Annotated in this window: 2 protein-coding genes; both read right to left on the reverse strand. The window is 43.6% G+C overall.

The window, feature by feature from the left end; genetic code table 11:
• Positions 1-239: 239 nt before the first annotated feature.
• Positions 240-788: a siphovirus Gp157 family protein gene (locus tag NG798_RS27685; RefSeq protein ID WP_261226939.1), complete on the reverse strand. Its 549-nt coding sequence runs from the start codon at positions 786-788 to the stop codon at positions 240-242.
• A gap of 80 nt (positions 789-868) precedes the next feature.
• Positions 869-1,313: PriCT-2 domain-containing protein (locus tag NG798_RS27690; protein WP_261226940.1), on the reverse strand; the 445-nt coding region annotated here is incomplete at its 5' end.

Raw genomic sequence — 1,313 nt, forward strand, 5'->3', positions numbered from 1 at the left:
ATCTTTACAGGATTGTTGTGCTAGTTCGAGAGCTTCTTTGGAGGGGAGAAGAGAGTAGGTGATGATGCTACCGTCGGAACTGTGGAGATAAGTTTGATATCCCTCCTTCATCTCGATATAACTCACCATCTTTAGAACCATTGTTTGAGGTTTGATATCCATAACCTTGTTAAGTAAGATGAAACAAAAAGCGCCTTGATAATCAGCGCTTCTTGTTATGGTTGTGGGCAAAAATGGTATTATTTGATTCGTAGGTAATTGCTGCGTTCTTTTAGCACAGCAATAATTTTGTTGTTGTGGGAGAGGGTGCCGGTCTTAGAATGGCGGCAAGCTTCTTTTAAAGCTTCGGTGTCAATATCAACAATTACTTTACGGAATTCTTCTGGTACCTCATCTGGTAGTAGATCCGCAGGAAGTTGCACTGGCACCTTACCACCGGCTTTACAGAGAGTAACAGCACTTTCAATGCCTTCTAACCGTTTACCTTTTTCTCCTAATTGTTCAACCCGTTGTTCAAGAAAGCTTTGGAGATTTTGCTTTAACCAGTACGCTGCTTTTTCAGCAGAACAGGCAAGTTCCATAATACTTTTAGCGCGTTGTTTTCTGGTTTCTGCGAGTTCTAGTTTGGATTTGATGACACTGGTGTAAGCATCAATTTTAGATTCAATCTGGGGAATAATCTCATCAACAATTCCCTGGGCTAATCGTTGATTTTCTGGGGTAGGGTCAGACTCAATAATTTCTGCCGCTAACTCTAGTTGTTCTGAAAGTTCATTGAGGGTAGCCATAAATTATTGGGGGTGTAGGTTCAACCATATCAGCGCGTTAGCGCGTACTTAGCTGATATGGTTGAACCTCCTGCAATACCCTACCGACCAACAGAAGACTGATGAGCTAACCAATAAAGGGTACGGTCTGTAATCCCTCGACCATTAAATGAATGCCATTTATAATCACATTCACCGGCCTTATATTTCTGAGAAAGTTTGCTCCACTTATCCCAATCATCTAACAGGGATGGACTAATGAATTTGAGTGCCATTCCTACTTTGATCCACCAATGGTAATCATCCGCATATTTTGGATGAATTTGTGTTAACAGAAATCTAGCAGTTCTTATACTGTTACTGCGAATTGGGCTGTGGCCGGTGTACTGGGGATGATCGGTGTACCCGGTGGTGGAAAAGTCGGTCGTCTTGGAGAGGCCGGTGTATCCGGTGGTGGAAAGGTTGGTCATCTTGGAGAGGCCGGTGTACCTGATGTATCCAGCGGTGGTCGAGGTGTCGGTGGTGTACCCGGTGTACTTGCTGTAC

The organism is Ancylothrix sp. D3o (genome assembly GCF_025370775.1).
GTDB lineage: Bacteria > Cyanobacteriota > Cyanobacteriia > Cyanobacteriales > Oscillatoriaceae > Ancylothrix.

Bases quoted from the DNA above. Each gene is read 5' to 3' on its own strand.
- NG798_RS27685 (WP_261226939.1), bottom strand. From the start codon at position 788: ATGGCTACCCTCAATGAACTTTCAGAACAACTAGAGTTAGCGGCAGAA.